Source organism: Thermogutta sp. (genome assembly GCF_014359955.1).
Taxonomy (GTDB): Bacteria; Planctomycetota; Planctomycetia; order Pirellulales; family Thermoguttaceae; genus Thermogutta.
The window spans coordinates 1-5,418 of sequence record NZ_JACIYL010000252.1 but is presented as its reverse complement, the minus strand read 5'-3'; the positions used below and the strand labels follow the sequence as shown (position 1 = coordinate 5,418).

The following is a 5,418-nucleotide window of genomic DNA, read 5'->3' as shown; positions in this document are numbered from 1 at the left end:
CGGCAGATAGGCGAGATCTAACGGCTCATAAACTCCGCAGTTGTAGCCATGGATATTCTCCATCTTGTCTCGGCTGAAATCCATAAATACGAGTCCTTCATAAACCTGGATAACTCGGTCCTGAAGTCCTCCGGCAATGCCGAGCTCCTCGGTTTCCACGGCAAGGGCCAGCGACGGTTGCACCCGCTGCGGGATCTGCACGCCATAAAAATCCATGAGACACCGCAACACCGCCACGATGATGGCGCTCGATCCCGCAAGCCCTACCTGCCTCGGTATCGTGCTTTGGTAACGGATGGAGAAATTCTTTTCGTGGAGTTTGATCCCCTGTGCCTGACAGTACTCGACGAACTTTTTGATGGTCGCCTTCACCAGGCGGATCCCACCGTAGTATCCGTGGAGCCGCACATCCCGCGCCAGATCATAGACACTGTCAAATCGACTGCGGTCTTCCTGGCTGAGAACCAGCTCCACCTGATCCCATTCATAAAGCACGGCCTCAGCGTAAAAATTCCGCACGATCACGGAGATGGTTTTTCCGTGATAACCGTCTGACGGATTTCCCAGCAGACCCGCCCGAGCATACGCACGCCGTTTGATAATGATCATCGCTGACACCGTTGCCGTAACGTCATTCTCTCCCCTGCCCTGCCCCGATTCTTTCCTGGGTTTCGAGCACGCGTTTCAGGAAGTCTCGCAATCCCGGTCCGCATTCCTCGTCGGCCAGGGCAAACTCCAAAAATGCCCGAAAATAGCTATCAAAATTGCCGATGTCGAACCGGCGTTCGTGCGGCGGCAGACGAATTCCGAGCACGTTCCCTCCCGATTCGATCATTCGCTGGATGGCATCCGTGAGTTGGATTTCTTCACCCTTGCCGGGCGGCGTTCGCCGCAGATGGTCGAAAATCGCTGGCCGAAAGACGTACCGCGCTGCCACCGCCAAACAGCTTGGCGCGTCCTGCGGAGTTGGTTTTTCGATGATCCCCGCCAGTCGAAAATACTCCTTGCCATTGTTCAGATCGTTCCCCACGGGCTGGGCGATTCCATAATGGACGACGTCTTCGCGGGGAACTGTCTCAAACGCGATAACGGCGTCCGCCGACTCCGCCTCGAAAAGCGTGATCATCCGACGCACCACATCCGACTGGGCCTGAAGACCGATAATCGAATCTCCCAGGGCCACAACGAACGGCTGGTCCTTGACCATCGTTGCGGAACACAGGACGGCGTGGCCCAACCCCAGTTGGCGTCTCTGCCTGGTGTAGAAATAGTCCACCTCCGCCCGCTCGAACGACAGCTCCTTCAGCAGCTCTTCTTTCCCGCTCTCCCGGAGCATCTGGATCAGCTCCGGATTGAGGTCAAAGTGGTTTTCGATGGCGGTTTTGCCGGGCCCCGTGATGAACAAAAACCGTTTGATTCCACACCGAACAAGTTCCTCCACCACATACTGGACAACCGGCTTTCGTCCGACAGGCAGCATCTCCTTCGGCTGGCTCTTGGTCAGTGGTAGCAGTCGGGTGCCCCGTCCCGCCACGGGAACAACAGCAAGATCAACAGTTGGACTTGGCATCGCTCTGAGACTCTCCTTCAACGAACGACTCCGGAGGCTCCTCATTATTCGGAACAGAAAAACTCCCCGCAGCCCTTGATGGCCCTTCTCGAAACTATAGCTTTTTTGAGACGATTAGGAACTCGGGCCGACCCCAAAGGCGATGAAACGTCCCGTCGCAAAGCGCGGAACAACTTGATTGAAATCACGGGCATGGACAGAACTCACACCCGTGCCGGATGCCCCAAGGCGCGGGGCCAGGATGAGTAGAATCGGGGCGGCGTTTCAGACCGGCCCTGCGGACGTCGAAACGGCATTTCCGGGAAAGGACAAGCGAGCGAAAGCCCCTCGTTCGCTGACCGTTATTTCCTATTTGTGGTAGCCAAGCGATTTAATGACCGCCAGTAGTTCTTCGTAATTGATGAATCGACGGTGATGCTGCAGTTTGTACGCGTCGATGGCCTGCCCCAATTCCCGGGCTTCGGGCGAAAGATCCGCATATGAATTGGCAAACTGGCGTCTTTCCCTGCCATCGGGCGGTGTCCCGTGCGGATTTTTACGGCGGTCCACGAACACGGGAACCGGCTCGCCACTGGCAGGCTGGGAAGTTGCGCTGTCTGGGAAAATCGCATCGGAATTCATGGCGGGTCCTCGCACTGAAAATCCTGTCCCTTCTAGAAATCGACAGGAATTCCCCTCGAACAGAAAAATCCAGAACCGGTTCAGTACGACCGGCACTAGTAGAATAGCTCACCCGCCGGGGGATGCAAATTCAGTGCGGCTTTCCCGTTTGCGTTGCCCTGATGCATCCCTATTTGGGCATGCCGACGCCCAGCCAGGGGGGAAGCTCTCCCCGCGGCGGCAGGACCACCACGGTCGCCCGATGGATCGGCTCCAACTTGAGAATCTCCGCGATCGATTCCGCCGGTGGGTAGCTGTCGAGGGCGAGAACGCCAATCGCATCGCCGCCGGGCTTGTTTTCGGCCCGTCCCAGCGAAAGAAAGGCGATGTTGACGTTGTGGCGACCGAAGATCTCGCCGACCCGCCCAATCACCCCCGGCACATCGCGGTGATACATGATGAGCATCGTCCCTTCCAAGGGACTTTCCAGCCTGAAATCCCCTTTCTGAACAAGTCGGGGCAGTGATTTACCGAACAGCGCGCCGGCCGCCAGCGCCGACTTGTCATTCCGAAAAACTTCCACCGTCACCTGAGAGGCGAAATCGCCGATATCCGTGGTGCGTTCTTCGGCCAGTTCAATTCCCCGTTGCTGAAGCAAAACGGGAGCATTGACCAGATTGACCGATTGCTCCAGGGCATGCTGAAGAAGCCCCGCAGCAAACGCCGCCGAAAGCAGGCGGGTGTCGCGATTGGCCACCTCCCCCTGATAACGGATTTTGCAGCGGGTGGGTGGCTCGCGATCGATCTGCGCCATCAAAAGGCCCAACCGGTAAACAAGGTCCAAGTACCCGCGCAGGCCCTCCAGCGTCTTGGGGTCCAGTGGCGCCATGTTGACGGAGTTCCGCACGGCGCCCGTCGTGAAGAAATCAACCAGCAGCTCGCACGCTTCGATGGCCACATTTGTCTGGGCTTCCTCCGTGCTGGCGCCGAGGTGCGGAGTGCACAAGACATTGGGCTTTCCAAAAAGAGGGCTGTTGGTGCATGGCTCCTTCGTGAAGACGTCGAGGGCCACACCACCGATGTGACCACTCTCCAGGCCCTCCAGCAATGCGTCTTCGTTGATGATGCCCCCTCGCGCACAGTTGATGATGCGCACCCCCTTTTTCATCATTTGAATTTGAGGCCGATCGATAAGGTTGCGCGTCTGATCATTGAGTGGCGTGTGCACCGTGAGGTAGTCCACCTCGGGGAAAAGGTCGTCCAGAGTTCGGCAGGTACGAATACCCAATTCCCGTGCCCGGTGCTCCGGCAAAAACGGATCATACCCGAGGACCTTCATTTTGAAAGCGAGGGCCCGCTCAGCCACGGCCTGCCCGACCCGACCCAGGCCGATGATACCCAGCGTCTTGCCACACAGCTCGGTTCCCATGAATTGGTGGCGTTCCCACCTCCCCTCCAGAAGGCTTTTGTACGCGGGGAAGATATTCCGGGAGAGGGCCAGCATCAGCGCCATGGTGTGCTCTGCGGTGGCTATCGTGTTGCCACCCGGCGTATTCATGACGATGATACCCTGGCGTGTTGCGGCCGCGGTATCGATATTGTCTGTGCCCACCCCAGCGCGAACGATGACCTTCAATCGCCTGTTCCCCTCCAGAGCATCGGCGGTGATCTTCACCCCGCTGCGGCAGATCGCCCCATCGAACTCGGCGAGCGTCTTGCGAAGGTCCTCACCTTTAAGACCTGTGCGGACCTCGTATTCGATCATTCCTGCCGATTCCAGGAGCTTCAGACCCTCGGGGGAAATCGGATCGAGCACGACGACTTTAACCATGGGTGGGTCCTCAAACTTACCGGTCAGTGTATCACTTCACATTCTGTGTTCCCTGGACCGTAACCCTTCACTTTTACGGCAACGCTGCTGAAGCGTCAAGCACCGGTGGAAACCAGAGCCATTTCCAACTTCTCCGAAGCAATCGAAAGAACAGCCGACTCCAACCTTTGGCTCGCCGTGCCGATACCCCTTCGATGACCGGGATGACCAGAGAAGAACTGGGATACTCGTAGGAGCGATAAATCGCTCTCGCGTAAAGGGGGACGCGGCACGCATCAGCAAAGGCCATTCATGAACAGCCCCGACAACACATTGAGGTTCTGGACTTTTGCAGATCCTGGCAAAAAGTGGGGTGTCAGGCGAATGAGCGTTTGCAGAGCCGCTCAACCGGGCGTAAGATGACGCGATAGACAAACTGGAATCAGTGTCTGAGGATACTCCACGGGAACGCCAGTGACAGACATTGGAAGAGCGCAGCGCGGGGATACCGGCACGGCCTGCGTATGTCATTTCCGGTCAGCACCGGGGTCACTCGGCTGACTTCAGATACCTGGTTGCGTTCGTTCAGGAGATTATCCTCGGCAGACAACGTCACAGGTTATTCATGCTGCTCGGTAGCCGAATCACCAAACGTCAGCTCGTACAGCTTTGCCAGCGCCTGGCAACCCAAATCGAGGCCGGCGTGGACCTGCGAACCATTTGCCGGCGGGAAGCGGAACGCGCCAGTGGTGGGGCCTACCGGCGAGCAATGCGGATCATCGCGGAGGCAGTTAGTAAAGGTTATGCCCTGGCCGATGCACTGGCCCTTACCGAAGATTATTTCCCACGCCTTTTTCTGCAAATTGTCCGCATTGGAGAAGAGACCGGCAAATTGCCCGAGGCTTTTCGCCTCCTTGCCAGATATTACGAAGAAGAAATCGCCCGACGCCGTACATTCTGGTCGCTCCTCGTCTGGCCGCTGTTTGAACTTACCTTTGCCATCATTGTGATCGGGTTTCTTATCTGGATCATGGGTGAGATCGGTAAGAGGGGCGACATCGTGCTGGATCCGCTCGGCTTCGGACTGGTCGGCGAGAGAGGCCTCCTCATTTATCTGACGATTGTGGGAAGCTGCGCGGCGGGGATCGCGCTTCTCATCTGGGCTTCCCGACGCGGTCTGCTCTGGACCAGGCCCATCCAGATGTTTGTCGATTTGTTGCCGATCCTCGGAGATATTTCCCGCACACTGGCTTTGGCGCGGTTCACCTGGGCGCTCTCCATCACCCTGCGATCATCGCTGGATGTGAGAGTTGCCGTGGATTTAGCCCTTCAGGCTGCGGAGCATCCCGCGTTCACCGCGCTGCGGCGTCCTGTGTGGGCCTCAATCCAGGCCGGACATTCCCTGTCGCGCATCTTCGAAAGCACCGGGCTGTTCCCC

The 5,418-nt window shown here is 57.7% G+C and carries 6 protein-coding genes; 1 reads left to right on the top strand and 5 read right to left on the bottom strand.

The annotated features are described in order from the left end of the window. The 5 genes from H5U08_RS09335 to H5U08_RS09315 form a co-directional block, all read right to left on the bottom strand. A partial coding sequence (locus H5U08_RS09335) for a hypothetical protein (protein ID WP_297032394.1) occupies positions 1–609 on the bottom strand: 609 nt, incomplete at its 3' end. Between the two features lie 22 nt (positions 610–631). Continuing rightward, the gene (locus H5U08_RS09330; protein WP_297032393.1) at positions 632–1,570 is read right to left on the bottom strand and encodes a UTP--glucose-1-phosphate uridylyltransferase; all 939 of its coding nucleotides are present in this window, start codon (positions 1,568–1,570) and stop codon (positions 632–634) included. Between the two features lie 348 nt (positions 1,571–1,918). Beyond that, positions 1,919–2,191 (bottom strand): hypothetical protein, encoded by a 273-nt coding sequence (locus tag H5U08_RS09325; protein WP_297032392.1) that lies wholly within the window; start codon positions 2,189–2,191, stop codon positions 1,919–1,921. Between the two features lie 169 nt (positions 2,192–2,360). After that, entirely contained in the window at positions 2,361–4,001 is a 1,641-nt protein-coding gene (gene serA, locus H5U08_RS09320; RefSeq protein WP_297032391.1) for a phosphoglycerate dehydrogenase, read from the bottom strand. Between the two features lie 73 nt (positions 4,002–4,074). Next, positions 4,075–4,290, bottom strand: coding sequence for a hypothetical protein (locus tag H5U08_RS09315; RefSeq protein ID WP_297032390.1), 216 nt, complete (start codon positions 4,288–4,290; stop codon positions 4,075–4,077). Positions 4,291–4,605: 315 nt separating this feature from the next. On the opposite strand from H5U08_RS09315, the gene H5U08_RS09310 reads away from it, so the two are divergent. After that, the coding region (locus H5U08_RS09310) for a type II secretion system F family protein (protein WP_297032389.1) at positions 4,606–5,418 on the top strand (813 nt) is incomplete at its 3' end.